This is a genomic window from Afipia broomeae ATCC 49717, from assembly GCF_000314675.2.
GTDB classification, from domain to species: domain Bacteria; phylum Pseudomonadota; class Alphaproteobacteria; order Rhizobiales; family Xanthobacteraceae; genus Afipia; species Afipia broomeae.
Genome location: NZ_KB375284.1, coordinates 493,323 through 518,918, shown reverse-complemented (window position 1 = coordinate 518,918; position 25,596 = coordinate 493,323). Strand labels below are relative to the sequence as shown.

The 25,596-nt window shown below is 62.7% G+C and carries 30 protein-coding genes and 3 pseudogenes; 14 read left to right on the top strand and 19 right to left on the bottom strand.

Going from position 1 to position 25,596, the window contains the following annotated elements; genetic code table 11:
- Positions 1-217: 217 nt before the first annotated feature.
- The 6 genes and pseudogenes from HMPREF9695_RS22010 to HMPREF9695_RS21980 all read left to right on the top strand — a co-directional run bounded on the left by HMPREF9695_RS22010 (position 218) and on the right by HMPREF9695_RS21980 (position 4,658).
- The gene (locus HMPREF9695_RS22010) at positions 218-688 is read left to right on the top strand and encodes a hypothetical protein (RefSeq protein ID WP_006023115.1); all 471 of its coding nucleotides are present in this window, start codon (positions 218-220) and stop codon (positions 686-688) included.
- A 196-nt stretch (positions 689-884) separates the two neighbouring features.
- Positions 885-1,436, top strand: coding sequence for a LabA-like NYN domain-containing protein (locus HMPREF9695_RS22005; RefSeq protein WP_006023114.1), 552 nt, complete (start codon positions 885-887; stop codon positions 1,434-1,436).
- A 228-nt stretch (positions 1,437-1,664) separates the two neighbouring features.
- A complete protein-coding gene (locus HMPREF9695_RS22000; RefSeq protein ID WP_041713346.1) occupies positions 1,665-1,910 on the top strand; it encodes a PilZ domain-containing protein in 246 nt (81 codons plus the stop codon).
- 720 nt (positions 1,911-2,630) lie between these two features.
- Positions 2,631-2,888, top strand: a pseudogene (locus HMPREF9695_RS21990) (flagellar biosynthetic protein FliQ); the annotation flags it as partial.
- Between the two features lie 547 nt (positions 2,889-3,435).
- Positions 3,436-4,020, top strand: coding sequence for a sigma-70 family RNA polymerase sigma factor (locus HMPREF9695_RS21985; protein ID WP_006023109.1), 585 nt, complete (start codon positions 3,436-3,438; stop codon positions 4,018-4,020).
- Positions 4,017-4,658: an NrsF family protein gene (locus tag HMPREF9695_RS21980; protein WP_006023108.1), complete on the top strand. Its 642-nt coding sequence runs from the start codon at positions 4,017-4,019 to the stop codon at positions 4,656-4,658. The genes HMPREF9695_RS21985 and HMPREF9695_RS21980 overlap by 4 nt, the downstream gene beginning before the upstream one ends.
- Before the next feature lie 477 nt (positions 4,659-5,135).
- Here the strand turns inward: HMPREF9695_RS21980 and HMPREF9695_RS21970 are convergent, their stop codons facing one another.
- The 7 genes and pseudogenes from HMPREF9695_RS21970 to HMPREF9695_RS21930 all read right to left on the bottom strand — a co-directional run bounded on the left by HMPREF9695_RS21970 (position 5,136) and on the right by HMPREF9695_RS21930 (position 10,107).
- Entirely contained in the window at positions 5,136-5,681 is a 546-nt protein-coding gene (locus tag HMPREF9695_RS21970) for a hypothetical protein (protein ID WP_006023106.1), read from the bottom strand.
- Between the two features lie 202 nt (positions 5,682-5,883).
- On the bottom strand, positions 5,884-6,849 hold the full coding sequence (locus HMPREF9695_RS21965) for an NAD(P)/FAD-dependent oxidoreductase (protein WP_051055042.1): 966 nt from the start codon (positions 6,847-6,849) through the stop codon (positions 5,884-5,886).
- Between the two features lie 447 nt (positions 6,850-7,296).
- Positions 7,297-8,133, bottom strand: a pseudogene (locus HMPREF9695_RS26005) (efflux RND transporter permease subunit); the annotation flags it as partial.
- On the bottom strand, positions 8,049-8,366 hold the full coding sequence (locus tag HMPREF9695_RS21945; RefSeq protein WP_006023102.1) for a hypothetical protein: 318 nt from the start codon (positions 8,364-8,366) through the stop codon (positions 8,049-8,051). The gene HMPREF9695_RS21945 and the pseudogene HMPREF9695_RS26005, both read right to left, overlap by 85 nt.
- Positions 8,366-8,646: pseudogene (locus HMPREF9695_RS21940) on the bottom strand (metal-sensing transcriptional repressor). The gene HMPREF9695_RS21945 and the pseudogene HMPREF9695_RS21940 overlap by 1 nt, the downstream one beginning before the upstream one ends.
- Positions 8,647-8,761: 115 nt before the next feature.
- Entirely contained in the window at positions 8,762-9,823 is a 1,062-nt protein-coding gene (locus HMPREF9695_RS21935) for a HoxN/HupN/NixA family nickel/cobalt transporter (RefSeq protein ID WP_006023100.1), read from the bottom strand.
- Positions 9,824-9,828: 5 nt separating this feature from the next.
- Complete coding sequence (locus HMPREF9695_RS21930; RefSeq protein ID WP_006023099.1) at positions 9,829-10,107, bottom strand: metal/formaldehyde-sensitive transcriptional repressor; 279 nt, start codon at positions 10,105-10,107, stop codon at positions 9,829-9,831.
- 76 nt (positions 10,108-10,183) lie between these two features.
- Here HMPREF9695_RS21930 and HMPREF9695_RS21925 point away from each other — a divergent pair, with 76 nt between their 5' ends.
- Together HMPREF9695_RS21925 and HMPREF9695_RS21920 are read left to right on the top strand one after the other, a co-directional pair.
- Complete coding sequence (locus tag HMPREF9695_RS21925) at positions 10,184-10,573, top strand: hypothetical protein (protein WP_157224009.1); 390 nt, start codon at positions 10,184-10,186, stop codon at positions 10,571-10,573.
- A 438-nt stretch (positions 10,574-11,011) separates the two neighbouring features.
- Complete coding sequence (locus HMPREF9695_RS21920) at positions 11,012-11,281, top strand: hypothetical protein (RefSeq protein WP_006023097.1); 270 nt, start codon at positions 11,012-11,014, stop codon at positions 11,279-11,281.
- 91 nt (positions 11,282-11,372) lie between these two features.
- Here HMPREF9695_RS21920 and qatD read toward each other — a convergent pair whose 3' ends face one another.
- The 10 genes from qatD to HMPREF9695_RS25330 all read right to left on the bottom strand — a co-directional run bounded on the left by qatD (position 11,373) and on the right by HMPREF9695_RS25330 (position 20,375).
- Positions 11,373-12,110, bottom strand: coding sequence for a Qat anti-phage system TatD family nuclease QatD (gene qatD, locus HMPREF9695_RS21915; RefSeq protein WP_006023096.1), 738 nt, complete (start codon positions 12,108-12,110; stop codon positions 11,373-11,375).
- Positions 12,107-13,510 (bottom strand): Qat anti-phage system QueC-like protein QatC, encoded by a 1,404-nt coding sequence (gene qatC / locus HMPREF9695_RS21910; protein ID WP_006023095.1) that lies wholly within the window; start codon positions 13,508-13,510, stop codon positions 12,107-12,109. The genes qatD and qatC overlap by 4 nt, the downstream gene beginning before the upstream one ends.
- The gene (qatB, locus tag HMPREF9695_RS25335) at positions 13,510-14,532 is read right to left on the bottom strand and encodes a Qat anti-phage system associated protein QatB (protein WP_006023094.1); all 1,023 of its coding nucleotides are present in this window, start codon (positions 14,530-14,532) and stop codon (positions 13,510-13,512) included. Before qatB ends, qatC begins: the two co-directional genes overlap by 1 nt.
- The gene (qatA, locus tag HMPREF9695_RS21900) at positions 14,519-16,513 is read right to left on the bottom strand and encodes a Qat anti-phage system ATPase QatA (protein ID WP_006023093.1); all 1,995 of its coding nucleotides are present in this window, start codon (positions 16,511-16,513) and stop codon (positions 14,519-14,521) included. Before qatA ends, qatB begins: the two co-directional genes overlap by 14 nt.
- A gap of 474 nt (positions 16,514-16,987) precedes the next feature.
- Positions 16,988-17,833, bottom strand: coding sequence for a Fic/DOC family protein (locus HMPREF9695_RS21895; protein ID WP_006023092.1), 846 nt, complete (start codon positions 17,831-17,833; stop codon positions 16,988-16,990).
- A complete protein-coding gene (locus tag HMPREF9695_RS26000; RefSeq protein WP_006023091.1) occupies positions 17,826-18,407 on the bottom strand; it encodes a helix-turn-helix domain-containing protein in 582 nt (193 codons plus the stop codon). The genes HMPREF9695_RS21895 and HMPREF9695_RS26000 overlap by 8 nt, the downstream gene beginning before the upstream one ends.
- Before the next feature lie 408 nt (positions 18,408-18,815).
- Positions 18,816-19,043, bottom strand: coding sequence for a hypothetical protein (locus HMPREF9695_RS21875; RefSeq protein WP_006023090.1), 228 nt, complete (start codon positions 19,041-19,043; stop codon positions 18,816-18,818).
- Positions 19,044-19,186: 143 nt separating this feature from the next.
- Positions 19,187-19,498: a hypothetical protein gene (locus tag HMPREF9695_RS21870; protein ID WP_245258803.1), complete on the bottom strand. Its 312-nt coding sequence runs from the start codon at positions 19,496-19,498 to the stop codon at positions 19,187-19,189.
- A 23-nt stretch (positions 19,499-19,521) separates the two neighbouring features.
- Positions 19,522-20,055 (bottom strand): ImmA/IrrE family metallo-endopeptidase, encoded by a 534-nt coding sequence (locus HMPREF9695_RS21865; protein WP_006023088.1) that lies wholly within the window; start codon positions 20,053-20,055, stop codon positions 19,522-19,524.
- Positions 20,052-20,375, bottom strand: coding sequence for a helix-turn-helix domain-containing protein (locus HMPREF9695_RS25330; protein WP_006023087.1), 324 nt, complete (start codon positions 20,373-20,375; stop codon positions 20,052-20,054). Before HMPREF9695_RS25330 ends, HMPREF9695_RS21865 begins: the two co-directional genes overlap by 4 nt.
- 147 nt (positions 20,376-20,522) lie before the next feature.
- On the opposite strand from HMPREF9695_RS25330, the gene HMPREF9695_RS21855 reads away from it, so the two are divergent.
- From HMPREF9695_RS21855 to HMPREF9695_RS21840, 4 genes are read left to right on the top strand one after another with little or no spacing between them, the layout of a single operon-like run.
- Positions 20,523-20,843 carry a hypothetical protein gene (locus tag HMPREF9695_RS21855; protein WP_006023086.1) on the top strand — a complete coding sequence of 107 codons (321 nt, stop codon included), beginning with the start codon at positions 20,523-20,525 and terminating at the stop codon, positions 20,841-20,843.
- Entirely contained in the window at positions 20,824-21,264 is a 441-nt protein-coding gene (locus tag HMPREF9695_RS21850; protein WP_006023085.1) for a hypothetical protein, read from the top strand. Before HMPREF9695_RS21855 ends, HMPREF9695_RS21850 begins: the two co-directional genes overlap by 20 nt.
- The gene (locus tag HMPREF9695_RS21845; RefSeq protein ID WP_006023084.1) at positions 21,261-21,722 is read left to right on the top strand and encodes a Mov34/MPN/PAD-1 family protein; all 462 of its coding nucleotides are present in this window, start codon (positions 21,261-21,263) and stop codon (positions 21,720-21,722) included. The genes HMPREF9695_RS21850 and HMPREF9695_RS21845 overlap by 4 nt, the downstream gene beginning before the upstream one ends.
- Entirely contained in the window at positions 21,722-23,056 is a 1,335-nt protein-coding gene (locus tag HMPREF9695_RS21840; protein WP_006023082.1) for a ThiF family adenylyltransferase, read from the top strand. The genes HMPREF9695_RS21845 and HMPREF9695_RS21840 overlap by 1 nt, the downstream gene beginning before the upstream one ends.
- 28 nt (positions 23,057-23,084) lie before the next feature.
- Here HMPREF9695_RS21840 and HMPREF9695_RS21835 read toward each other — a convergent pair whose 3' ends face one another.
- Together HMPREF9695_RS21835 and HMPREF9695_RS21830 are read right to left on the bottom strand one after the other, a co-directional pair.
- Positions 23,085-24,122, bottom strand: coding sequence for a nucleotidyl transferase AbiEii/AbiGii toxin family protein (locus HMPREF9695_RS21835; protein ID WP_006023081.1), 1,038 nt, complete (start codon positions 24,120-24,122; stop codon positions 23,085-23,087).
- A gap of 3 nt (positions 24,123-24,125) precedes the next feature.
- The gene (locus HMPREF9695_RS21830; RefSeq protein WP_006023080.1) at positions 24,126-24,731 is read right to left on the bottom strand and encodes a DUF6088 family protein; all 606 of its coding nucleotides are present in this window, start codon (positions 24,729-24,731) and stop codon (positions 24,126-24,128) included.
- 203 nt (positions 24,732-24,934) lie between these two features.
- Here HMPREF9695_RS21830 and HMPREF9695_RS21820 point away from each other — a divergent pair, with 203 nt between their 5' ends.
- Together HMPREF9695_RS21820 and HMPREF9695_RS21815 are read left to right on the top strand one after the other, a co-directional pair.
- Positions 24,935-25,237: a hypothetical protein gene (locus HMPREF9695_RS21820; protein ID WP_006023079.1), complete on the top strand. Its 303-nt coding sequence runs from the start codon at positions 24,935-24,937 to the stop codon at positions 25,235-25,237.
- Positions 25,234-25,596: a helix-turn-helix domain-containing protein gene (locus HMPREF9695_RS21815; protein ID WP_006023078.1), complete on the top strand. Its 363-nt coding sequence runs from the start codon at positions 25,234-25,236 to the stop codon at positions 25,594-25,596. The genes HMPREF9695_RS21820 and HMPREF9695_RS21815 overlap by 4 nt, the downstream gene beginning before the upstream one ends.

Genomic DNA, 25,596 nt, shown 5'->3' with positions numbered 1-25,596 from the left:
CCGAAGGCGTCACGCCGAATGTTTTTTCGCCGACGTGTAACCTATTCGACTGTGCGCTCGAACTAACGTCAGCCTACCCGCTGCAATCAATTTATCGGCGTGCCCGTATTCATCGGCGATTGCGAGCAAATGCGAAGTTGCTCGGGTGGCTTGGTTTGAGGAGAGTTTGGGCCTAAGCTTCTGATTCGCGAAAGCCGCCGCCGGGAGACGTTGAAGCTTGCTGACGCGCCTGACCAAGGCCAAGAGATCGAGGGCAGGCAGGCTCCTTGCCTTGATCTATATGCTTTGCGTGCTTGCGCCGTCGCTCGCATTTGCCTTCTCGGATGGATCTCGTGCCGCACCGTGTCTGATCGAGGACGAGCATGCGATGGGAATCGTCCACGACCACGCCGGCCATTCCGCTGTGCATGTTCATGCCGACGGACACGCTCACGATCGTTCGGCGTTCGCGCAGGTCGACGAGAGCGGCGTTTGGTCGACCGAGTCCGGCGGCGATCCGGTTGCGCCGGGCGACCATCCTAAATCGTCTGGCGGGCGGTGCTGTGGAATGGTTTGCGTGACAGCGCTACCGGCGACATTCGCTGAACTGACCGGTCCGTCCGCGTTGACGTCCCGTTGTGAACCCGCGAGGCATCCGCGCATCGCGGACGACGCTCCCCCCGCGCTCTACCGCCCTCCGAACGTTTGAGCTGCGCGTAGCGACGCAGTGCGGCGCCCGCTATGAGCGCGCGCGAACCATCGTCCGTTTGAGGGGAAGCAAGTTTGCTCTGCCGTCCGGCTGCGCTCCGTCTTCGCCGATGCCGGGATGACGACGGTTACCGGCGTTGTCGCAAGCACCATCAAAAGAGTCGTGACTGCAGATGCGATATCCAGAGGTCGACAATATGACGCCAGCTTCAAGGCGAATTGCACTTTTCATCGATGGCCCGAATTTCCATGCGACATCCAGGACTCTTGGTCTCGAGGTCGATTACAGGCGCCTGCTGGCGGAATTCGGACGGCGCGGCACCGTACTGAAGGCTTTTTACTACACCGCTATCGTCGAAGATCCGGATCACTCGATCCGACCGCTCGTCGATTGGCTGGACTACAATGGCTACACCGTGATGACAAAGCCCGCCAAGGAATTCACCGATTCCTACGGGCGCCGCAGGATCAAGGGCGACATGGATGTCGAACTTGCGGTCGGTGCGATGGAGCTCGCCGAGCATCTCGACGAGATGATCCTGTTCTCCGGGGATGCCGACTTCCGTTCGCTGGTAGAAGCGGTCCAGCGTCGTGGCGTCCGCGTCACCGTCCTGTCGACCATCCGCAGCAATCCGGGAATGATCGCGGACGAGCTGCGCCGCCAAGCCGACGATTTCATCGAGCTCGAGGACCTGCGGATCGCGGTCGAACGCAATCACAAAATGATGTCCAATGCGGGAAGCAAATGATCGCTTTTCCGTACGACTCCTTCCTGACCGTCTGGCTCGTGCTCGCGGCGGCATCGTCCGGCTACGTCGAGTTAGATCAGTTCGCCGGAAGTCCAGGACCGACCGTGATGATGTGGGTGCCACACTCATCCCGCTCTCCATGGGGCCATTTGGACTTCCGCTCGACGTACCCGCCAGGCCGCGACCGGATGAACATGAGCACTTCACCTCGATGCGGAGGCCGGCATGATCGATGAGCGGAGAACCTTCTCGCGCCAGCGGGTCCTAAAACCGGCCACGATCTCCTTTGGCGGCGGCGCCATAAGCTGCGCCCTGCGGAACGTTTCGCGGACAGGGGCATCGTTGGAGGTCGATTCCCCGATCGGAATTCCGGAGGCGTTCGACCTCGTCATGGACAACTCTAGGCGGCCATGCCGCGTCATCTGGCGAAGGGAAAAGCGGATTGGCGTGCGCTTTCAGGACCGCAACGAATGACGGGGCCCGGCGCCCGAGGGCGGAAGCGCAGCGAACAACGGCGGGGTGGCGATGTCCGGGGAAGCTTGGATAGGCGATCTCGCACGACACTGGAAGGCCGATCCGGGCGGGACGTATCCGGCGTGGCTCCTTTGGGCGGACAGGCTGAACAAATGACCATTTGGCGCCGCTTGCAGCATGTCATCGCCGAAATCGGGACGGACACGTTCGGCAACGCCTGCGTACGAGGATCGTCCCGGAAACCGTCTTGGATTCCATCGCCGAGCAGCGGCAGGTCCTCGCAGGCGCGGACCATGCGTTCATGTGAAAGCCGAGACTCCGGATGGCGGACATCTACGACAACCGAACGAACCAGACCCCTTTCGCCCGCTTTCTCGATACCTGTCCGAGCTGCGATGGCAAGGCGCTCATGCTCGGCGCCGTTCGCGCTCTCGATCGCGTCGGGGTCGAGGGGGTCGGCCCCGCTGCGACCGACCTTTTGCGCTTCCTCCACGCCTCGCGGGTGCCGCTTTTCGATACGGCGATCGTCGAGGTTCCAACGCTCCGCCGGGGCTGGCGTCGAGCTTGGCGGACAGCGGCAATCCATCGCGCGCTTCGCCGAGAGGCTCAAGGCCGCTCGGCCATCACCCGACCGTTCGTACCTGGCAGCGCGGCTCCTTCCTCCGCTGCCGAGCCTCGAAGCCCATCGGCGAGACAGCTAGTCAGTCCGGAGCGCGGCTAATGACGGGTACCGAGGTCATCGAAGCCGCCAGGGACGCCATTCTCACGGTGGTCCTGATTTCCGCGCCCCTACTGATCGCGGGCACGATCGTGGGAGTCGCGGTCTCGTTGTTCCAGGCCCTCACGCAGATCCAGGAAATGACCTTGACATATGTCCCGAAGATCATCGCGACGTTCGTCGTCTTTCTCTTCGCGCTCCCGTTCATGGCGGACGCGTCGCACCGGCAATTCCTGCGCGTCGTCGCGCATATTTCCGGAGTCGGCAAAATGGGTGCGGAGCTACGATGCCTCGACATCCGATTCTGCACCACGGGAGATTTCGATGGCCTGCGCGGCGCAGGTCGCAACAACATAGGCAAACGATCTTGAGCGCATCCACCGGACGGAACGTGGTGGGCATGCTGTACGCGGCTCTCATTTCATCGACAGCGTTCGCAAACGAGGTGCCCGCGCTACTCGTTCACAAGGATCCGAATTGCGGATCCTGGTCGAAGCGGGTCCAACATCTCAGGGGTCGACGGTCTGCCCGAACGACCGCCGGAGCATCCTCCTCGCACTTGACTTGGTCGGCGTTCCCCGAGCGCGGCTCGGATGTCGCGTCGGCCGATGCGCGCGCGGGTCGACACCTGCCGTTTGAGCGGCAGATCGGAAACATGCGAGGAATGTCAGAGATGGAATACTTCGACCTAGCGCGATCGTTTGCGTGCGCCGCAAATGGCGGTCGCGTACGACACGACGAGCTACACTGCGGCCGAACGTGCGCTTCAGATCGTATCGCAGCACCGGCCGTAACCGGATCGACCGCGTGAATGAATATCAGCATAAGATAGGCCCCTCCGCCATTGAAGCGGAACTCAAGGCTCTGATGCTTTCCAGTCAGGACGGAAATGCCGCCGCTCACCAAAGATTGCTCAAGCGGCTGAGCCGTCATTTACGCGCCTACTACAAGGGCAAGCTGGGTAGGGTGGGGCGGGGCGCGCAGGAGGCCGAAGATCTGGTTCAGGAAGCGGTATTGGCGATCCATATCCAACGACACACCTATGATCCTGAGGAGCCGTTGACTCCCTGGGTGCATGCGATCGCACGCTACAAACTGATCGACTTCCTGCGGCGGACGCGGGCATCCGTGGCCGATGTGCCGATCGACGAGGCCAACGAGGTCACGGCGCACGACGACCACCTTGGCGTCGAAAGCAGTTTCGATGTCGGAAAGTTGCTGAGCCGGTTGCCCGAAAAAATGCAATGCGCCATCCAAGCTGTTAAGATTGATGGATTGAGCGTAGCCGAAGCGGCACTGAAGTGTGGGATTTCGGAATCGGGGGTGAAGGTCGGCGTGCATCGTGGCCTCAAGGCGTTGGCGAAATTGATCGCTCAAGGGACGAAAACATGAATACCGACGAACTGATCGCTGCGCTCAGCCTGGTCGTCGAGCCGGTCGATCGCCGGCGGGTCGACCGTGCCGTCGGTGTCGCCCTTGTGGTCGGGACGCTTGTGGCGGTTGTCGGAGTGCTTGTCGGGCTCGGTGTTCGCGACGATGTCACGACGCCGCGCGCTGCCGTCTTCCTTGCAATGAAATTGGCATTTGCTCTTTCCACCGCAGGTGTGGCTTCCGTTTATCTGGCGCGAGCGGTACGACCCGGTGGCGAGAGGAAAGTCTCGTTTGGTCTGGCGGCAATCCCCTTTGTGACGATGATGCTGCTCGCTGCCGTCAGCCTCGGTCAAGCGCCCAGCTCACACTGGGATAGGATGGTCTTGGGAAGCGAATGGCTCGAATGCGTCCTATCCATCCCGATTATCGCGATTGTGCCCTTCGCGCTTGCCATTTGGGCGGTGCGAAGAGCGGCACCGACCAATCTGGTCCGTGCCGGCGCCTTGAGCGGCCTTGTTGCGGGTGGGGTGAGCTCGATCGCATATGCGCTTCACTGTACCGACGATTCCCTGCCGTTCGTCGCGATCTGGTATGGCGGCACGATCGTGCTGTGCACGCTGACAGGCGCGATCCTGGGGCCGCGATTGCTGCGCTGGTGAGAGGACGAGTCCGGCAATTCACCTTGAGGTGAAGTCAGTTGCAGCCGGGGCGGGCGTTTCAAATTCGTTGTTGGAGCGCAAGGAGCGTTTCATTCGAACAACGATGGAATCGACATGTTTTCCAGAGCCGTTATCGCGATCTCATTCCTGGCGATGCTCTCTACGATCAAGCCAGGCCGAAACGACCATATCGGACAAGCGCTATGGCCGAACGAAGTCAAGCAGTTCGCGCACGACGGGATGGCGATGTTGCAGTTAGGCCCATATTCTGCATTCGCGCACGATCGGACGGGAGAGCACCTCTTGCCCACCAATCCGGCGGCCCGGTCGCGCTACCAAAACGGTCCGAAACCGCGCTAGTCCACGAGCGTTTTCTTGACGAGAACCTCGCTTGCGGTGGGCGGCGAGAGACGCCGACGTTTTTTCGGCGCTGGGAAGACGGACGGCCTGTCGGCGGCCGGGCGGATCTAGATGTTCTCAGCTATCGAGAACCTCGCCGTCTTGGTGCTTTGCGAGCCAGACGTCTTGGATGACTGTGGGCCGGTCGACCCCCTGCTTTTTCAATTCGGCCTCAGGCACGTTCTGCATAAACGTGAGCGAATACACGCGGTGGTTCCCATCGAGAATACTGAGGCCCGTCGCGATGGGCATCGTGACCGGAGACCGAGGAAATCGGCCGTTGAGAGCCAGATAATTTAGGCACGACTCAAATCGCTCCTTGCTGTTGTCGCCGCCGTATCCATTCTCGACGCCGAGAACGAGGGCCATGAACATTGAGTTCATGATCTTTCGGGAATTCACCGAGAGTTCGTCGAAGCTGCAGTCACGCTGTTCCAGTGACCAAGTAACCTTCTGCCACCAGAGGATCGGCTTGACGATGATGTACTGCCATCGATGGCCGTTGAAGGGCACGGGTGGAGGCCACCCCATGCCCTCTTGCTTCGCCAGATTCAGCAGCCACTGATCCAAGACGTCATCTGGCCAATCCGGAAGGTCGGCCTTGAGGTCAGCAAGAGCAACCATCCGGAAATCCCTCGCTCACTTGTTTTCAGCACGTGCTGGGTCGCTGCATGCTGGCTTGCGGTGCTGTCGCCGTCGATTTCAAACGGTCGTCGCTGGGTCCGGCGCATCTCCGGCCCAGGAATATACAGCTTGAAGTCGTCAGGATGCGCAAGGGCATCCGGACGATGGCGCCGCTGCCAGCGAGAGAAGTGCCTGTCAAAGACTAGGACGGCACTTCTATCGATCTCCGCCACATTGTGGATCGCGGCTGCGCTCCGCGTAGGTAATTGTGGATGGCGGTGGCGGCAATTGCCCCCTGTCCGACGGCGACGCTGATTTGATCCAGGCCGCAAACAACATCGCCAGCAGCGAACAGTCCCTCGACGGACGTGTGTTGGTGTTCATCCGTAACGACACAACCGTCGTGATCGATCTTTGCCCCGGCGTTGCGGGCGAGCCCGGAGCGCGCATCGCTCCCGAGAGCGGAGTATAGCGTATCGAAAGAGTGACGCGCGCCGCCTTGTAGAACCAAGGCACGGACACGACCTTCTTCGATGGCAACGGCGCCGATCGGCTCTTCGACGACCTTGATTCCCGAAGCCGCAGCGTTGCGTTGCTCCTCCTCTGAAAGCCCGAGCTTCGCCCCTAGCGAGAGGAGAGTGATATCGGACGTGTAAGTCTTCAAGAAGAAGGCCTCGTTCAGGCCGCTCGACCCCTGACCAAGCACCCCGACCTTCTGGCCAATCGCTTCGTAGCCATCGCAAATTCCACAGTGGCGGATCAGTCTTCGTCGGATTGCCCCTTCCAGGTCGGGCAGACGTGGCTCCCTGTCGACCACGCCGGTCGCCAGCAGTATCGTTCGGGCCGCCAGGCGTTCGGTGACGAGCGTGGCGACGAACACGCCTCCTTCTTGGCGCTCCAGGCTGGAAACCGTGCTCGAAAGGAAAAAGGCGTCATATTTGAGCGCGTGAGCTCTCATGCGTTCCAAAAGCGCGATACCGCCAATACCATCCGGGAAACCAGCTAGATTATGTGAGGTTGGAATCAGTGCCGCGCGACTTGCGCCATCGTCGACGAGCCGGCAATTCCGACGGAAACGAGCCAAATAAATTGCGGCGGCAAGACCTGCTGGCCCACCTCCGATTATCAGGCAATCGAGTGGTGTGCTCTGCACTTCAGCGGGCTTCATCGCGATTTTCTTCTTGCGGTTTGCGAGCGGGGGCCGATTGGGACGAAATTGTCTCGGAGGTGCAGCGTGATGCACGGTCGCGCCAAGTGGTGGCAGCCCAGCGGAGGTGCAAGTGCGAGAAGTCAACCAAGCTCAAGCCGCTCAAATAACGTGCCAGGCCTGTCCGGCCGAGTTGTCGGAGCCCGCCCAAGTACCTGCTTTTGATCCGCGCTGATGGGTACAGACGAGCCGATCGGGTTTGTACCCGTCATCATGGTTCGCCAAGCGACACGCGATATTCGAACGGCTGGACCGGCACGAGGCCATAAAAGAGCGCTCTCGCGCATTGATTCTTCCTTCCATGTCGGGAGAAATACGAATGTCCCGGTATTCATGACTTCGAAGACCGATTGAGATCGGTTACATATTCACGTCTAAGTGAAACCGGTGCCGATGGAGCCATCACGGGCCGAAGCGCGTGCCGAGTGCGGTCATAGCGACTGGCCGAAAGCGGGTCAGAGCGCCCCTCCCGGATCGCGGCCCTGAAATGCACCCCATCGGCTATCAGCCTCCGGATCTGCGTCAGCATGACCAGGCCATTCTGCACGGCGACGCCCGATAGCGCGATGAATCCGACGGCCGCCGAGATAGAGAACGGCATTCCGCGCAGCTAGAGAGCGGCGATGCCGCCGGTTAGGGCGAGCGGAACCGCGCTAAAGACGAGAGCCGCGTCCCGAGCCGAACCGAGCGCCCCGAACAGCAGCATGGAAATCAGCGCGAAAACGCCGGGCACGACGAACGCGAGACGCTGGCGCGCAACGGCGAAGTTTTCGAACTGACCGCCCCAGGCGAGATAGCTGCCCGGAGGCAGCTTCACCTGTTCGGCGACCTTCGCCTGCGCCTCGGTGACCAGCGAACCGATGTCTCGGCCCCGAACCTCGGCCGTCAACACTACGCGGCGCTTACCGTTCTCACGACTGATCTGGTTGTAGCCTACCGTCTGCTCGGGAAAGCAATGACCCGTAGCGGGATGGACGACGCGGGTACGTTCGGATTCGCCTGCGGGAGTGGGACCGGCAGTTCCTCAAGCGAGGGGATGTCGTCGCGCAGCGCGTCCGGGAGCCGCACGACGATCTTGAAACGGCGGTCGCCTTCGAAGACGAGGCCTGCGTCGGTCCCGCCGATCGCAGTCGCGATCAGATCCTGCACCGACGCTAAGCTCAGGCCGCGTCGTGCGATCTCGCCCTTGTCGATCTTGATCTCAAGGAACGGAAGACCTTGATGGACACGTACGCGACCCGCCCCGCGTCGGGCACGATCGTGCTCGGGACGGTCACCGGTCGCGCGATCGGAGACGGGCCGGCCTGCCGCAGTTCGATGCCGGCGCGCTTGATCTGCGCATCGTCCATCGCGATGACCGCCGGCTTCTTGGCGTCGGATTGGACCCGTGCGGGCCCGGCCGCGGCCACGATGGTCGACGCTGCGAGCACGACGCTCAGGACCGCGAGGCGGTTCGGTATCATCGCGAACTTCGTCATCACAGGTAGCGCGAGATCGCCTTGAACTCGGCGAGCACGTTCTTGGCCGACTTGCCGGATCCGCCGTTGGCGGCGGCGTCCAGGCAGTTGTCGACGTGGTCGTGGATGAGAGCCTTCTTCGCCTCCGAGACCGCCTTCTCGACGGCGTGAAGCTGCTGCGCGAGGTCGAGGCATGGGCGCCCCTCGGCGAACATCGCGATGACCTTCTGCAGGTGACCGTCGGCGCGCTTCAGGCGCTTGACGATGTCGGGGGACTTTCGTGGACGTGCGTCTTGCTCATGTTTTAAAATCCTATCCCCCTGGAGGGGATAAAGCTTGCCATCATTTCCGGCTATGCTCAGGACAGGCCGGCCGGTACGACAAGTCGACGCGGTCGCCGGCCTGCTCCGGGCCTGTCAGATCATCAGTTCATGCCAGCCTGACCAGCCGGTATAGAGCCCGACCAGAACGATCAGCGCGGCCGAGAGATAGGGTGCGCGATGAGCGAAGCGACTGAAGCCGCTCCAGTGCCGCTCGACGTGCCGAATGCTGAGGGCGGCGGCGACGCCGGCCGACACCATGGTGATCGCGAGACCGATGCCGAAGCATAGCACCAGCACAAAGCCGAGGCTGAACTGCTTCAACTGGATGCAGAGCAACAGCACGGTGATTGCCGCCGGACACGGGATCAGCCCGCCGGTCAAGCCGAAGAGGATGATCTGGGGCGTATTTACCGTCTGTCCCGCGAAACGCCTGCGGATATCGGCGGCGTGGGCGCGCGCATGCGCGTCCTCCTCGTCGCCGAGGTCCATGTGACCGTAGTTGTTCTCCTCGAACACGATCTCGGCTGCGTCCCCGCCCAGCACGACACGAGCTTTGAAGGCGTGCGGTTCCGGGATCTCCTCGATGCTCTCCAGATGGTCGCCATGGTCTGCGAACGCGAAAGTCTGCTCGGTGCCGTCCGCGCGGACCGTCGTCACGCGGATCTCGCTTGTCGGGAGGAACTGACCAGCTTCGCTCCGGATCCGCCAGCGAGGCGGGGTGCCATCTTCGAAAATCTCGATCGACACCGATCGTTCAGCCAGCGAGACGAACTGGGGCTCGACGTGGTGATGATGGCCGGTCGCCACGTTCTGCTCCCGCCATGTGCGCCAAGTCATCCAGGCGGCGATCCCGACGATGATGAAGGCCGAAGCCAGTTGCAGGTAGGCCTCACTTCGTTCCCCGGACCATTTCTGGCCGAATTGAAGACCGGCGAGAGCGATGGCCCAGACGACGGCGGTGTGTGAGACCGTCGCGGACAGCCCGAGGAGTACGGCCTGGAAGACGGTGCCGCGTATCGCGACGATGAAGGCGGCCATCATGGTCTTCGAATGGCCGGGCTCGAGCCCGTGCAGCGCGCCGAGCAGGATCGCGCTGGGGACGAACAGCCATGCTTGTGCGCTGCTCTGCTGCAGCAGGGAGGCCAGGTCGGTCATGCGGTTCACTTTAGGTAGGTTCGGACGACGTCGATGAGGTCGGCGGCGCCCTTGGCCTTATTAGGATCCTTTTCGCGATCCGGATCCACGACGTGATGACGGATGTGGTCCTCGAGCAGTTCGGTGGTCAGCCCGCCGACCGCGCCGCGGACGGAGGCGACCAGCATCAGGACGTCCGCGCACCCGAGTTCGGCCTCCAGCGCGCGTTCGACGGCCTCCAACTGTCCTTTGATGCGCTTTACCCGCGCCAGGAGCTTCGACTTCTGCTTGATCGTATGTCCCATCGGCTAATAATATAGGGGGGTACCCTATAAGGCGTCAAGCCGAGGAAGTCGCCGGCGGGCGGACGGAGGCGGGACCTTGAACGAGCTGCAACGCGTACCGGCTTTTTGGATGGCGGCACTTGGTGCTCTGCTGGGCAGCTTCCTTCTGCTTTGTTCGGCCCTCGAGGCCAATTCCCGGAGCAGCGGCGTTGTCAGGGACGATCCATGGAATCCCCATCACATCGACGGGCTGCCAGCCGAAATACGTCGGTACATCGCGACGATCTGCAAGGGGCCGCCCGCCGCCCAACATGATTTCGCGACCTACGCCCCGCAGGAGAAGCGATGGCGTATCAACCTCGAATACCTTCGGTGCGATGGGCTGAGCAGCTATCGCCGGGGTGGTCAATGCTTGGACGTCGATTTCGTCGAAGCGGGCTCGCGCTTTCGTATTGCCAGCAAGCGATACAGAGACTGCGGTTTCTGAAGGCGTCTGTCAGAGACCCGTATCGGGGTGACCCGACCTTCCCCTCCCGTGCCGGCAGAGACCAGTCGCGGCGTTCGCGAAGCGCACTATTTCGACCTTCCTTGGCGCGACGGTCGGTGTGACCGTTACGGCGAGGTGGGGCGCCCACCGCCGACCTGCAAGGGAAGACCGGTATCGTCAGACCGAAGGCGCTTGCCTTTGTCTGGCCGACGCTCAAGGGATGTAAGCGGCCCGACGATGTGACCAGGGGACCTGCCGCGGGGTAGGGGGCCAGACGTCGTCAAGGTATCTTTCGGTCCCCCGGACGATCTTTTGCGCCACTTTCAACCGCTTTCAAAAACGCTAAGAGAACTGGCGCCCGAGGATGATTTTTCGGCGGCTTCGCTACCGCAAATGTGCGATTGCCGGCAAGCGAGCGTCCAGAAGAGAGCACTGACAATGTTTGCGATAGTCGTTTGCGTCTGGCATCCCGAGACCGATGAGCTTCTCTTCGAAGGCGCGAGCGCGAGTTTGAGCATTCGAGCAGTCCAAGAAGTGGTTGGGCCGAGTTTTCCGGAAAATCCGGAGCTGATGGCCGCCTACCCAGTGCCGGTTGGACCCGGGCGGGCGCTTCTCCGCATGATGGGAAAGAAATTCGACGGCGAAGGCGAGTTCCAGGTTTCCCGCGAACCTCTGAAGGCAGCCGTTGTTTCCGACAGACGGCATTAGCCGGGGGACGGCGGCGGGTCGCTGCGGGCGACCTCGGTTAGTGGCTGGCAAGCCGGGCCGACTGGTGGCAAGTTTGCAGCCAGCCGAAGCGCTATGCCGTCAGGGTCTTTAAATTGCGTAGCACTACGGCCGCGCTTTCCTCGCGCGACAGGCTTTTCGCCGTCGCCAAATGCCTCACAGTTTGCCCGACATCCCGCGGGCGGGCAGGACCGTCACCCTGAGATGTGAACGGGCCGTCGGTTTCCGTTAGGAGGCGATCGATCGGCAGACCGGAGACCAGCGCCCGCCCACGATCCGTCATCAGCATCTGACTGTTGATCGAGAAGTAACAGCCGAGGTCCGCGGCCCGCCTTGCGTCGGCGGCCGATCCCGTGAACCAATGAAAGACGAATTTCGCGCGCCCCTCCGGAACCTCTTCCTCGATCAAATCGAGAACTTTGGCAGCTGCCCGCACGCTGTGAATCGACAGTATCTTGCCGCCCACTTGGGCGCAGGAGCGCAGAACGCGTCGAAAAATTTCCGTCTGACGGGGCAACGACGAAAAGTGGCGAGGACCCGCGTCGAGCCCGACCTCGCCGACGTATCTCGTTTCGCCGAGAAGCCTCTCCCAAAGATCGATTTCCCGCCAACGCTCGGCCACCAACTGCGGATGCAGTCCGAGCGCGGCTCTGACGTATTTCGTCGATGAGGCCAATTTGCTATTTCGCGGCCAGGCCTTCGGTGTCGTAGTGACCGCCAGCGTGAAGATCCCGAGCCGGTCGCTCTCGGCGACCAGCTCTTCGAACTCCGGATACAGGTCGAGGTGGCAGTGAAAATCGACGAGCCTCATGCCGTCATCTCGGACTCCGCCGCCGGTGAAAACGTCGCTACATCGCGTAGCAATTCGCCGACTTCCGCGATACCCCGCGAATAAACTTCGGCGAGCCCGTCGAGGTGGGCGATATCCTCGAGCAGCGGTCCCGGCTTGTGGATCAATACGCGGGCGAGTTCGGGGCGTCCGGCGAGGCGCGAGACGGCGTATTGGAATGCCCGCACCTGCTTGCCTTCCGCCGCCTGCGTACTCAGCTGGTGCTGGTGGATATCGACCCGGTACCCGGTGGGATCGTTGCCTCGACCCCATGCGTAATCGAACGCGGCTTGGCGGATGATGCACGGAACGCAATGGCCGCAATGGGTATGCCGGCCGGCCGCCGACTTCACCCAACGGCCAGCGGCAGGGTGGGCGCAGGAGAGGGACCCGCCGGCGAGCTCGCGTAGGAGATCCGGATTGAGGCAGTTTTCCATCATCTCGCCTTTGGTCTTGTCCCAGTACCTGTTGACGATCACGCCGTCGATTCCGACTTGCGAGAGCAATTCGTTCCAGCGCCGCATGTAGTAGGGGTGGGTCGTACGGGTGCTCAAGGATCCCAGCCTGACGGAATCGAGTGGGACGTTCAGGGCGATCAGACCGTTCTCCGGAACATGGAGCGAGAAGTGCCGCGCCAGTCCTGAACCGGCCATCGCGGCGAGGGCGATGAACAGGAAGGATCGGCCACGGGTACTTTCCTCTCGGCCGACGTCTGGTAAAACCTTGTCGGTGAATGTCATTCCCAAGCGGACGCGCCTCGGTTCGCCATTGTCGTTCCGGTACGCGGAAACAACGTCCAGAAACAGGTCCTTTTGAGGCTTGCTGATCGCTCCGTCGCCTCCATGGCTCACGAACAGAGGAAAGGAGCCTTCTTGCAGACGATCGATCGCGCCGATCAGACTGTCCAGTCCGCCCGAGAAGAGGGCGACCCCGTCGAACCCGTGTTCCTGGAGACCCTCGACCGGGCGTCTGACGAAGTCGGCTAATCCTTCCGGGCGAGGCCTGAACGAGACCGTCCAATGGTCGCCGGTCAGAAATCTGAGCATTTTTTCGAGAAGCGCGCGCTGCCCGCTCCATAGTTCGGGATCGGACACCGGCACGCAGATACCGAGTTCGCGCGTCCACGCGTCCTGCGACGTCTGCACGCGATTGATCCGCGTGTCGGCGGCATGCACCATCGCCGCGAGAACGAGGACATCGACGCCGACTTCGCGCGGGTAGACGCCGAGCCGTCCGAGGCTTCGGATGACGCCGCCTATCCCGTACCCCAGAGTCCGATTGCCGCTCAGGAGGTCGACACGGAACTGGGCTTGCCAGCGGCCTGTGAGATCCGGCGCCTGGTCTGCCGGCCCCATATGACCGATCAAAGCATATGCCGTCATCAGGCGATCTCCTCTTGGGCTTCCGCCGCGAAGTCGTCGTCTGCTCCGGAATCGCGGTCGTCCACGTCCGGACCCTCCAACAGGACAATCGAGCGTTCATAGATGTCGTCGATGGTCGAAACGATGCGGTCGACGGGAAAGTTTTCGCCGGCCTCCGTCATTGCGTCGTTCACCTTGCCGCGGATGTAGTCGTTGATCTGCTGTTCGACGCTCTGGACGGACGCGACGTCGCGCGGAATCGCGACGACCTTGTTTCCGACCGCGTTGAGCAGTCGGTTCTGGATCGCGTTGGTGATGAAGGAGGCCAGGAACGATACGGTGGTCTCGGGAGAGGGACGTTCTAGATCCGCCTGTGCCTCGCTGATCTCGGCCAGTGCCTTGATGTAGGCCTCTCTGGCGAACGACTCGTCGAGTTCGCCGCCGGGTTCGCAAATGACATCGACCAGCGCGGCATAGATGTCCTGAACCGGCAGTGTCGCCAACTGCGCGAAGCCGAGACGGCGAACTGTTTCCTGGATGCCCGCGGTACCGGCGGTGGAGAGGATCCGTCCCAAGCTTCCGGTAGCGCTGCGTTCCGCCGCCATGCGCTGCGTCGCCCGACGCGCGCCTCCGCTCGACTTGCCGACGAACGACCGGACCGCGCGACGCAGATTCCGATTGGTGCCGCCGCCGCGTCCTCCGCCGCCGCCAGTGCCCCCGCCGGACTTGGCGAATTTGAAGAAGTTGCTGCGGGCGCTCTGGAAGCGATTCGGCGCAGGCGCGTCGCCGTCGTCCGAGCCCCCGGGATTTCCGTTGCCGGGGTTTGCGTTGCCCAGGTTACCGCCGGCCGGGTTCGCGCCGCTGGGATTCCCGTTTCCGGAGTTGGCACCGCCGGGAGCGCCCGGCGCACCCGGGCCACCGGGGGCGGCGGCACTGGGCGCAGGAGGGCGGGGCGGGGCGGGGCCCGGTCCGGCCCCACCGACCCAGTCAGGCACGAGCGGATTCCGATTGTTGCCGCCGTTGAAGGGATTAGACGTTCCCATGGGCGCGGCCCCCTCTCGCTGGCTTCTTCGGCTCCAGTTCGGTCCGCAACAACGGGTTCTTGGTGGCTTTCCTCCACTTCTCGCGGAGGGTCTCGATGCGGGCCTTCGGCGCCGTTTCCGTAACGAAGGCATGTCCGGCTGCGACCCACAGACCGACGCGGTCGGGCGGCAGGGCTTCAAGGATGTCGACGTACCGGCCCTGCAGGGGTGGGTGAGCCTCCACGACCACGGCGACGCCCGGAATAGCCGCCGGTCGCACTTCGAAATTCGACGCCTCTCGCACTTTCGTGCGCAGGGCATCGAAGAGCAGGACCGCTTCGGTGAGATTGAGATTCTTGACGTCGCCGAGGGCGCCCTTGGCCGACATCTCGCCGCCGAGCAGCTTTTCCAGAAGCGCCACCAGCTTGTGTGGCAGGGGAGCGGCGGCGCCGAGATAGTTTTTCCTGTCCTTGATCACGAAGAGGTACGGCTTGAGCGAAGCCGCGCCGAGATCCGGCTTGACCGCCGCCCAACGCATGACGTCGGGGCGCGTCTTCCACTCGTCGATCACAGAGTTGCCCCCTTCGGACGCCGCAGCTTCTTCTCCGCTCGCCCGCGTCGGGTCGGTGCCGCCGGTGGCGATCTTTTCGATCAGCGCGATCTCAGGACAGATGCCGTCCTCCGAACTCGCCGCCGTCGTGGCCATGTGATCGAACACGGTGGGATGGAGAAACATCTCGGCCAGCATCACCTTCGCCAGGCGAGGTTGTTCGATAGCGTCGCCGAAGCCTCGCTCTTGCGCGACCGCAAGCCTGAGCGCGAGCGCGTTCAGGAAGCGTTTGATCTGCCGCGGATTGCCTTTCGTGCCGGCCGCCAGCACGGGGCTCACGCGATCGGCCAAATTCAGAGCGTCGACGATCTCGTCGAACCGTTCTCCGACCGCAACCTTGATCGCGTCGTGATCGATCCCCTTGCCCTCCCATGGCTTGCCCAAGGCAGCCCTGCCGAGGGCCAGCAGTTTCACGAACTCCGGCGATTCCTCGCCGAGAGCCCGGCCGAGCAGGAGCAGCGTCACGTAGATTCCGGTCTCGGTCTCGCCGAGCGCCGGAATGCGGAACGGCACCTGCAACAGCTTTTCCAGGTAGGACCGCGTGTAATTCGGTCCGGAGTCGCGAGCGTTGTTCGCTGCGACGTCGATCTCCGGCAGGTTCTTGAAGTGATCGCGGACCGCGATCTCGATCATGCCTTCGTCGGCGCCGACGATGAAGGCGGTCTTGTCCCACAGCACAAACAGCCGGATCGCCTCGAGCGTTTCGATCGCAGTCTGCGGCAGGCAGCGGTCGAGGTCGTCGATCAGGACGACAAGACGCTTGATGCCCGCCTTCTTGATCAGCTCCTTGTACGCCTCCCTAAATTCCCTGATCTCGGTGGGCACGCTGCGTCCGCTCGCTTCGTCGCCCTTCTCTTTCTTGAATTCCTCGATCTGCTTGACGGCTGCTTCGCGCGCGTCCTTGTCGGTCACGACGTTCTTCACGTATTCGACCGCGGAGCCGACGAGGTCGTCGAGTCCGAGAACCGGGATGCCGGTGACGGCCGTCACAGCCAGACCGCCACCTTTCTTGGCGACCTTCAGCCAGTCGACGCTCTTCAGCACCCGTTTGACCTCGTCGGCGGCTTTCGTCGCCAGAGAGCGCTTCTCGATGAGACCGTTCACGACGCCTTCGATCAGTGCGATCTTGGCATCTTCAAACCCCTGAAATTGCCAGCCGCTGAACTTCAGGCATAGGACGTCGCCACCTTCTGGGAAGGCGGCCTCGACCATCTCCAGCACGCTGGATTTTCCGGCGCCCCAGTCGCCGTGGACGCCGATCGTGACCGCGGAATCCGTCGTTTCGCCGATCAGCCGGACGATGGTTCGCGCGATAGCCTCGTTGTTGAGGAAATCGACCTTGGTCTCCTGATCGCTCAGATAGCCGAGCGGCGTGACTTTACCGGTGGTCACGAAGCCCTCCCTCTCGCAGTGCAGCGGACGCCGCCAAAAACCGTTGGTTGTAACGCGTCAACTAAGGTTTTCGGTAGCATTGCGCAAGTTGGCGATAAGTATTGTCGTAGGCGGGGCAACGTCCGCATCGTTTTCCACACTGAATTTTGTATCGATAGGGCGACGCTATCCGAGTTCGAGCCTAGGATCGCGCGACGTTTGTTGGCATTCATCGGGTATGGCACATGAGGTCGGACGGCGCTCAGAGTCGCATCAGGCATCCAGAACCTCTCTGTCCGCATGCTCCCGCCACTCAGACGTCTTGGACGACGGCAGGGCGATCGATCCCTTGCTTCTTCAATTCCGCTTCGGGGACTCTTTGCAGGAAGTTGAGCGAATAAACTCGATGATTCCCGCTGAGATACTTAGACCTGTCGCGATCGGCATCGCGAGTCTGGAGGATCTTGTTGGGAATGCTGCTGCTGCTCGCCGGACTCAGAACCGCTTGGCGGTCAGGATGAGGTCGTCGCCTCCGGACGAATTTTCCGGAAGGTCGTCGATCTCTCCGACCGCGATCCAATCTTGCGGGTCTCCGGATACGCGCATCATGTAGTCGTTGCCCGCCATCCCGACGAGCACGCCGGCGTAGGCCTGCCCTGCGGTCGTTGTAGCAATGTAGAGGTCGTTCCAAGGGACCGAATTCGACTTCTTGAGGAAGTTTAACGCTTTTCTGAGCGCCCTCACCCTTCTCGGATCGGATATCTCCTTGAACAGGCGCTTGGCTCCGGCCACGTCGCCGTCGATTCCGGCGACGCTGACTTCGATCATGCGCTCTTTTGTAACGACGTCGAATGCCAGTTCATGGCCGGCGTTTTCGGCGAGGGCGCTAAGAAAGAAGCGTTGCGCTCTCCCGTTGCCTTCCCTGAAGGGATGGAGATTGTTGATTTCGACGAAGAGCTCGGCTGCGGAGTCGGTGAAATCGCCCGGGTTCAATCCACGCAATTCGTTCTTCCGGATTAACGTACCGAAAATCCGGTCGGCTTCAGCCTTGATCTTTGAGCTAGGCGTGAACTGCTTTGGGCTTTCGTCCGAGTCCGAGTATGCCGCCTTACGCAAGTCGCAACTTCTGGGCTTTCCGGCCCATTCATAGACATCTTGGAAAAGATAGCGATGGATCTCGCTGAGCTTGTTGAAGTCGAAGGGAGCGCTCGGTCGTGTGCGGGCCAGAACGGTCTGCCGGAGAGAAACCAGCTGGTCTTCTCTGCGCAGAAGCTCCGAAGGATCGTCGGTGCCAAGCCTGTTTTGAAGAGTTCCGTTCGGGAGCAGGTACGGATCAAGCACCCGGGCCGAACCTTTTCAGGCCCTGCTCGATCAATTCGTCATCGTCGATCTCCCCGCGCGCCCACTCATTCATCAATTCTTCGGTTTCAGGCAGTACGTGGCCGCCCTCGATGACGGTGTTGGCCACCGCGAACCGAGCGGCTTTGGAACGAGCTTCGAATTCGGCCTCGGCCTTCTTCGTCTGTTGCTGCCGGAAGGCGATCAGATCCGACATACGAATGCGATGATGTGCTCCGACCATGCGAGCGTTCAGGTCACCCTGCTTGATACGCTGAACGACGGTAGGGCGCGAGATGCCGAGCAGGTCGGACGCCTGTTCCGGCGTCACTTCCGGATCGTCGGCGAACAAGCTGACTTGTCGGCTCCCTTCAATGAGGCCTGCCAGGTCTCTGATGACATCCACCAGCCCGTCAGGCACTACGACTGCCGACTTTCGGCCGAGAGTGGGTTCGAATACGAGCTTGACTTGGCCGATTCCCCCGCCACCAGCTTCGGCGAGAAGATCCAACAAGCCTTTTGCCGAAGACCGCTCTTCGGGAGCGACGACGTGCGTCTTCAATGCCGTAGCGACCATGGGTTCACCCTTCTCATCTGAAATATCTGAAAGACGGTGCTTTTTGTCAAGCCAAAATCTCGACCCTGAATCCGAAGTCCGGGTGGGTTTTCCCCTTCAGGTCCGTATAGTTAACCCAACCTTCCGATAGAAGGTCGCCCAGAGCCCCTCCTGCTTCCGAGCCGGCTTCACGCCGGCCGCATCGAGTTCCTTCTCGACCACCAGGTGATGACATCTCTGTTGCCTGGCGAGCACGAACGGGGGAGCGAATTCGGCTTCGAACCACTGGACCTCCGCGGTGGTCACGTTGACCGTGGGACAGAGCGTGCCGGTGCGGTATCGACGCCGAGCAGATTCAGGCAGCGGTGGTGGGTGATCTCGCCGTCCCGCGAGGCTTGCAGCGCTTCGTGCGCCCGAGCGGGTAGGGCATCACAGCTCGCTCAGATCGTCCGGTAGGTCGCCGAACTTCCGGATCAGTTTGGCGTCGCCTAAATCGCCGGTGGCCGGATCTCCGGTGCGGCTGGCCGCGACCGCGCCGGCGCAGCCGGGTTTCCGCCAGAGCGCTTCGGCTCGCATCACGGCGGTATTGGCGCTCAGGTACTCGACTGCCTCGCCGGCCGCGACCCCGTCGTCGGCCAGAACGACCGGCAGCGCCACTTATAGGTCACCTCTGACCCCTTTTGCCTCCGTTTAGTTTCCGGTGGCCTGCATGTTGCTCGGCACGCCTTGGCAAAAGAGACGCCCCTGCAAGCCCGGGGAGGGGCGCACGCCAACGTTTTTGGGGTGCTTGGACGCAGACGTCAGACTGGACCGGCGTCCCAGCGCGCCAGTCGAACGAAATCGTGAAAATCGCAAGACTGCTCGGGGCAGACGACGCTGGGATGCACAGTGCCGTCGGCATCGACCGAATGGCCTTTCAGAACGATGCCGTGCCCGTTCGGACAGGAGAATTCGGCCTTGAAACGGCGGATCGTCGTTGGGTGGCAAGCCTTCCAGTGCATCGGCGGGACCTCCCCGGCGCCGGCGTAGCGCGGAACGTTCAGTCTGGGCCGCCGCCAGCGGTCGGCCTCAGGCTGAGAAGGCGGGGTCTGCTTCCCGAAGATCAGCGACAAGAGCGATCGCAGCCATTGCAGCATCAGGCTCGCTCTCCGAATAGGTTCATCAGCCGAAACGTCATCGCCTGTCGACTGACTTCGTAACGCCGCGCAAGAGTTGCGACCTGCTCTTCGTCTTCGATATCGAGCGTCAGCTTTCTGGCGTCGCGCAGCAGGAATTCGCGCGGCATCAGAAGTTCGGCGGCGAAGGCATTGGCCTCGATTTCCTCGACATCCTCGGCCTTCGACGACGCCCCCGATCGAAGGTTGACGCGGAAATGCTTGTCCACGCGGACCTCGATGCCGTCGTGAAGCAGGAGATGGCCCAGTTCGTGGGCGATCGTGAACCTCTGCCGTTGCTCCGGCTGCTCCTTGGCGACGGCGATGACCACCATCTGGTGCTTCCGGATCAGCAAACCGGAAATTTCGTTGTTGAAGTCGCGATACTCCATCACTGCGCCGGCGGCCTTGGCCAGGCGCTCGACGGGGACCGCCGGACGTTCGATGCCGTTCTCGGCGAGAAGGTCGGCCGCACAGCGGCGGATGCGGCTGTAGCGCGGGCGCAGCGGCCTCACCGCTCACCTGCCTTGACCAGGGTGCGCTGCAGGTAGGCCGTCACGGTCGGCATCCGCCTGAGCTCGCTCGGCTGACGGACTACGGGCCGCGTCTCCGCGTCGATGTCCGCGAGAAGCGTCTCCATGGACACGCCGAGCGCCTTGCACAAGCCCTGAAACTGATCGATCAGCAGGCGCTGGCGCCCGCGCTCGATGTTCGTGACGGACGTGCGGGACAGACCGAGACTCTCTCCGAGCTCGGCCTGGGTCAGCCGCAGCTCCTCGCGGCGACGTCGGATCGAATCGCCGAGCTTCGTGTAGAAATCGTTGGGTGTGATCATCTCATGGTCGCGGTGGCGGATGGCGCCGAATCGTCCCGCATTCGCAGGCCGAAGTCAACCAGGTTGACATCGCGTAGGGGTACGACGTTGACATAGTTTGCAGTTAGTATTAATGTCCCGGGAATCAACCCTCGTCTGGAGAAAGCCATGACGGTTCTCGAACATGCAGTCGAACATCCCGGCCATCATCATGCCGACAAGCCGGTCGCGGTGGCCGTCATCACGCCGAGCGGATTCTATCCGGATGCGGACGACTACAACCGCTCGCATCGCGACGAGATCGTCGCGCACGTCCTCGAGCGCGCGAAGGTCAAGCTCGAACTCACGAACACCGCCGACTGGGTGGCCGAGGTCGAGAACCGGCCGATCGATCCCTCCAAGACCTTCGGCGAGAACGGCCTGCACGGCATCGTCGAGATCGAGTGGCACAAGCCCGAGGGGGGCGGAGGTGCATCCGGCAGCCTCTAAGGCCAAGTTCGACGCCGAGATCGCGCTGTTGACGCCGGACTATCTGCGGGTGAAGCGGTGGACGCTCTGGTCGGCGGCGTATCCGTTGCTCGATCTCACGATCGAGGCCAAGCGGCCGCTGCGCCTTCGCGTCGACTGCGACAACTGGAACGAGGCGCCTCCCTCGGTGGCGCTTCTTTCGCCGGAAGGGGCCTTCCTGACGGAAGCGGAGGTCCAGCCGCTGGCCGGCTCGATCTTCAATCACTCGGCGCATGAACAGACCGGCCGGCCGTTCGTCTGCATGCGCGGCGTGCGCGAATTCCACACTCATTCGAGCCATCGTCACGAAGTCTGGGACACCTACCGCGCCGAAGAGGGAAACAACATTCTCGGCATCGTCAGTCAGATCACGCGCGCGCTGCGCAAGATCGTCGGCGCATGACGGTCCGTGTCCCCAAGGAGATCGTCGCGCGCACGATCGACGTCCTGCGACGCGGTGGCGCCGTCGAATGCGAAGCCGTCGTGCTGTGGCTGGGCCGCGGGCCCCGCGGCGCGGAGCGCATCGAGGAGGCGTACCGTCCGGACCAGATCGCCGAAAAGGATTTCTTCCGCATTCCTCCGGCGGCGATGAAGGATCTCATGGCCCACTTGCGGCGCACCCGGCTGCAGGTAGTGGCGCAGGTGCATTCCCACCCCGGCAGGGCCTTCCATTCCGAAGCCGACGACGAATGGGCCATCGTCCGCAATCGCGGCGCCTTGTCGCTGGTGGTTCCCCGCTTCGGCGCCGGCGCCACCGTTGCGAACTTCATGGACCAGACCGCGATGTACCGCCTTTCCGACGACGACATGTGGATCGCGGTTCCGGACGAGGACGTGCCTGACGTCGTGGAGGTCGCATAATGCTGAACGCCGCCGAGGAAAATCGCAAAGCCTTGGCCAGCCTGCTCGGCATCGACGAGGAGGAAGCCTCGGAGAAGCTGCAGTCGAAGGTCGCCGTCACCGTCGCCCACCCCGGAGCGGCTGCCTTCGCCGCCGATCTGTCGCAACTGATCGGAAAGACGCTTCAGATCGCGGATGGCGGGGCGTCTCCGGATATCGAGATCGCGGTCGGCGGCCCTGCCTCCACCGGCGCGCCCGTCAGGCTGGTCGCCTCGATGCGCGACGACGGGCTGACCGTCGGCGCCGCGGTCGAGCGGCCCGAATGGTCCGCGGTCCCGCGGTTCAACGAGCGGATCTGCGCGTGCTACGCCGCCGGCGTGGTTGTCGCCCGCGCGATCGGGAGGGCGTCCCCCGATCCGTTCGGCGTCGGATTTCGCGCGCTCGGCATTCCGTCGCGCCACTCGCCGATCGTATTCGACGACGATGTTCTGGCCGGATGCGGCGGCGTCGGGACGGCTTTTCTGTGGGCGCTCCAGGCCGTGCGGACTTCCGGGCGCCTCACCGTCGTCGACGGCAAGAACGTCTCGGACGGCAATCTCAACCGGTGCTTCTTCTATGAGGCGGAGGATGTCGGCGACCCGAAGGCCCGACGACTGGTCGCGCGGGCCGCGATCGGCGACACCGTCCTTGAACCGTTCGTCGGCACGTTCCACGATCTGCTGCGCAAGCGCGGCCGCATCCGCCGCGTCTTCGTCACGGTCGACAGCCGCCCCGGGCGGCGTTCGATTCAGGCCGACATGCCGTTCGAGGTCTTCGATGCCTCGACCACCGACGTCACCGCGGTGGTCGCTCATCATCACAGGCAGCCCACCGGATATGCGTGCCTTTCGTGCATCTACCCGCACATACCCGAAGAGGACGCGCGCGACCGCGACGTCGCCGCTCTGCTTGGCCTGACGCTCGACCAGGTCAGGCGGCGGATCGTGGATGTCGACACCGCCGCCGCGCTGTCCCGCAATTTCGGCGCGCCTGCCGAGACCTTCCTCGGCAAGTCGATGGACAGTCTGGCCAAGGCGCGCTGCGGCTCCGCGCCGGTGACCACGGGGGGAGGCAGGCAGGCGCTGGCACCCTTCGCCTTCGTGTCCAGTCTGGCGGGATGCCTCATGGTGCTGGATCTGATGAGAAGCCAGTCTCCGGACGAGGCGCCGCCGTCCAACTATCTGCAACTCGATCCCTGGCGGCCGCCGACACCGGTGCGCAGGCTCAAGGCACGACGCGATCGCTGCGAGTTCTGCGGCGATACCGAACTGAAGGCCGTGTTCGCCGCGTTGTGGGACCTTCCGGTCGTTCCGTGACCGGCCTCGCGGGGCGGCGGTTCCGCCATCATGCGCTGTTGATGGTCTTCTCCAGGTCGGCGATCCGCTTGAGAACATAGTCGAAGGTCGGCGGCGGATCGTCGAACATCATCGGCGCCATCTTGCGATAGTCGGCGCGTAGATCGGCGATCCGGTCCGGATGCGGCGAGAGCCGCACGGTACCGGCCCGGGCGGTGTCGTAGCTCGCCCAGGCCGAGCGGAAGAACACCGATTTGTGGTCGGCGACCTGCTTCAGCAGATCCGCATCCTTCATCGCTTCCTTGCCCTCGTCGGTTTCCGCCAAGGTCGCGAGGTCGTAGTAGTGCCGCGAAAAATACTGCGGCGTCGCCGATCCGAGGTCGCGGTGGTGTTCGGCGTGAAGGGCGGTCGCCTTCTCCCAGAAGGTGCGCCGCAGGGCCAGGACGTCGACGGTGCATGCGGGCTCTTCGAAGAGGTCGGGAAACTCTTGGGCGGCGTACGACTCGATTTGCCGCTTTTCGGTCGGCCAGGGATCACCTCGGGCGCCGAACTCGAGCTTCACCCTCCGGCTCATGTACGCGAAGCCCGCGTAGTCCTTTTCCGAAAGGCTCGCCGGATACTCGAAGATCAGGTTCTGCGAATTGCCCGGCTCGATATCGAGGCTCCAGCCGGCCTCGTCGGCCGGGCCCAACTCGCCTGCGACGGCCGCGGTCAGGTCCGGCAGCACCACGGTCGCGATATGTTTTTCGACGTCGGCGACCAGGTCGTCGATCAGCCGATCGGCCTTCTTTCTGGACGACGCCTCTTCCGGATTCCGTTCGCCCTCATAGCCGAGATCGGCCCGGTCGAAGGAAAGGTCGATATCCTCCGAAAAACGGCGGATCGCGCCGTAGGCCTTCGAGAGCGAGGTGCCGCCTTTGAAGACGAGACCGGGCGAGTCTTCGCCTTGGATGCCGAACAGGCGCTTCAGCGTCCAGCACACCCAGAAATCCTTTTCGATGATGGCGTTCGCCAGGCCGCGGGCCGCGCCCGCCTCGTTGAAGAGGGCGGCGCGGTCCGCCGCCTGCGTTTTGGCGACCTTGTCCACGGATCAAGCGGCCGTCCGCTGCAGGATCTGGTCGATCGCGGGCCGCATCCAGGCCGGCGCCTGCTTGATGCCGTTGGCCAGCGCACGCCGGTCGGAATCCTTCAAACGCGTGGCCGCGGCATCGACCACGGCTGCGGCAGAGTCGGGCCCCAGATGGCGCAATGCCTGAACGACGGTGCCGGCCATGCTGCCCGGCGCGATCAGATGCTTCGGCGAAGCGTGGCGGACGTCCACGGTCCGCTTGCCGAGCACGACGCGGCGCGACGGACCGTCCGTCAGATACACGCTGCGCGCCGGCACCTGCGTGGACAGCCCGAGCGCGTTGGCAGCCTGAGCGCCCGTCATCTGCAGATTCGATCCGGTCTCGCGCGCGAAAGCTTTGGCGACCGCATCGGGAGCCGGCGCCAAGTCGCCCAATCGCGCATGGACGCGGGGATAATCGTAGAGACCATGAGCAATACGGCGAAGCCGCTTGTCCTTGCACAACCGGGAAAGGGCCTGATCCACCGCAGCGCGGTTGCCGAAGCGTATGAAATCCGAAGGCGTGAAGACGCTGCCCGGGCCTCTGGCTCGAACGTGTCGCAAGATCCTGTCCGCTACCGAATTCATGGTTCCGCTCCTCTGCGTCAGAAAATATGGTAAGTTTTTCTGACATGCAAGTATTTCCGTACAGAGACGTACATCAACAAAATCAACCAGGTAAACAACGCCTTTCCGTACAGATGGTTGCAGATGAAAAAGACCCGCATCAGGCCCCTTGACGAAATCGAATGTAAGATTATCTTACCATTCGTCAGATAGGGAAAGGTCAAATGGAACCCAAACAACTCGTCGACGCGCTCATCGCGATCATCGGGCAAATCCAAACCGACAGCGAACTGGAATGCCCTCCGCTCACCGGAGCGACCAAACCCGTCGGAGCCGTCCCGGAATTCGACAGCAAAGTGTGGCCCGTCGCGACGACGATCCTGGCCACCGAGATCAACGTTCCGATTCCCGATGACGTCAACATCTTCATCGACGAGACGACGAAGGCGCCGCGTTCGATCGAGGAAATCGCGGTGTTCGTGTGCGAGCTCCAAAAGAAGCAGGGCGAAAAGCAAGCAGCAGCATGACCGATCAGGATTCGAACAAACGCGGTCAGATCGCCGAACGTCTCAAGGAAGCGCGGAAGCTCGCCGGCCTGTCGCAGGGGCATGTCGCCCGCATCCTCGGGCTACATCGGCCTTCCGTTTCCGAGATCGAGGCGGGCAACCGGCGGGTCTCGGCCGACGAACTGGCGAAGTTGGCCGGCCTCTACGACGTGAGCGTCGCCTGGCTCCTGCGGGAAGTCCCCGACTCCGTCGATGCGGAAGACCCGCGCCTCGAACTTGCCGCCCGCGAACTCTCCAAGCTCAAGCCGGAAGATCTCCAGCGGCTGCTCAAACTGCTCGCGGTCATGCGGAACGATAAAGACGAGGGGGGCGACAGTTGA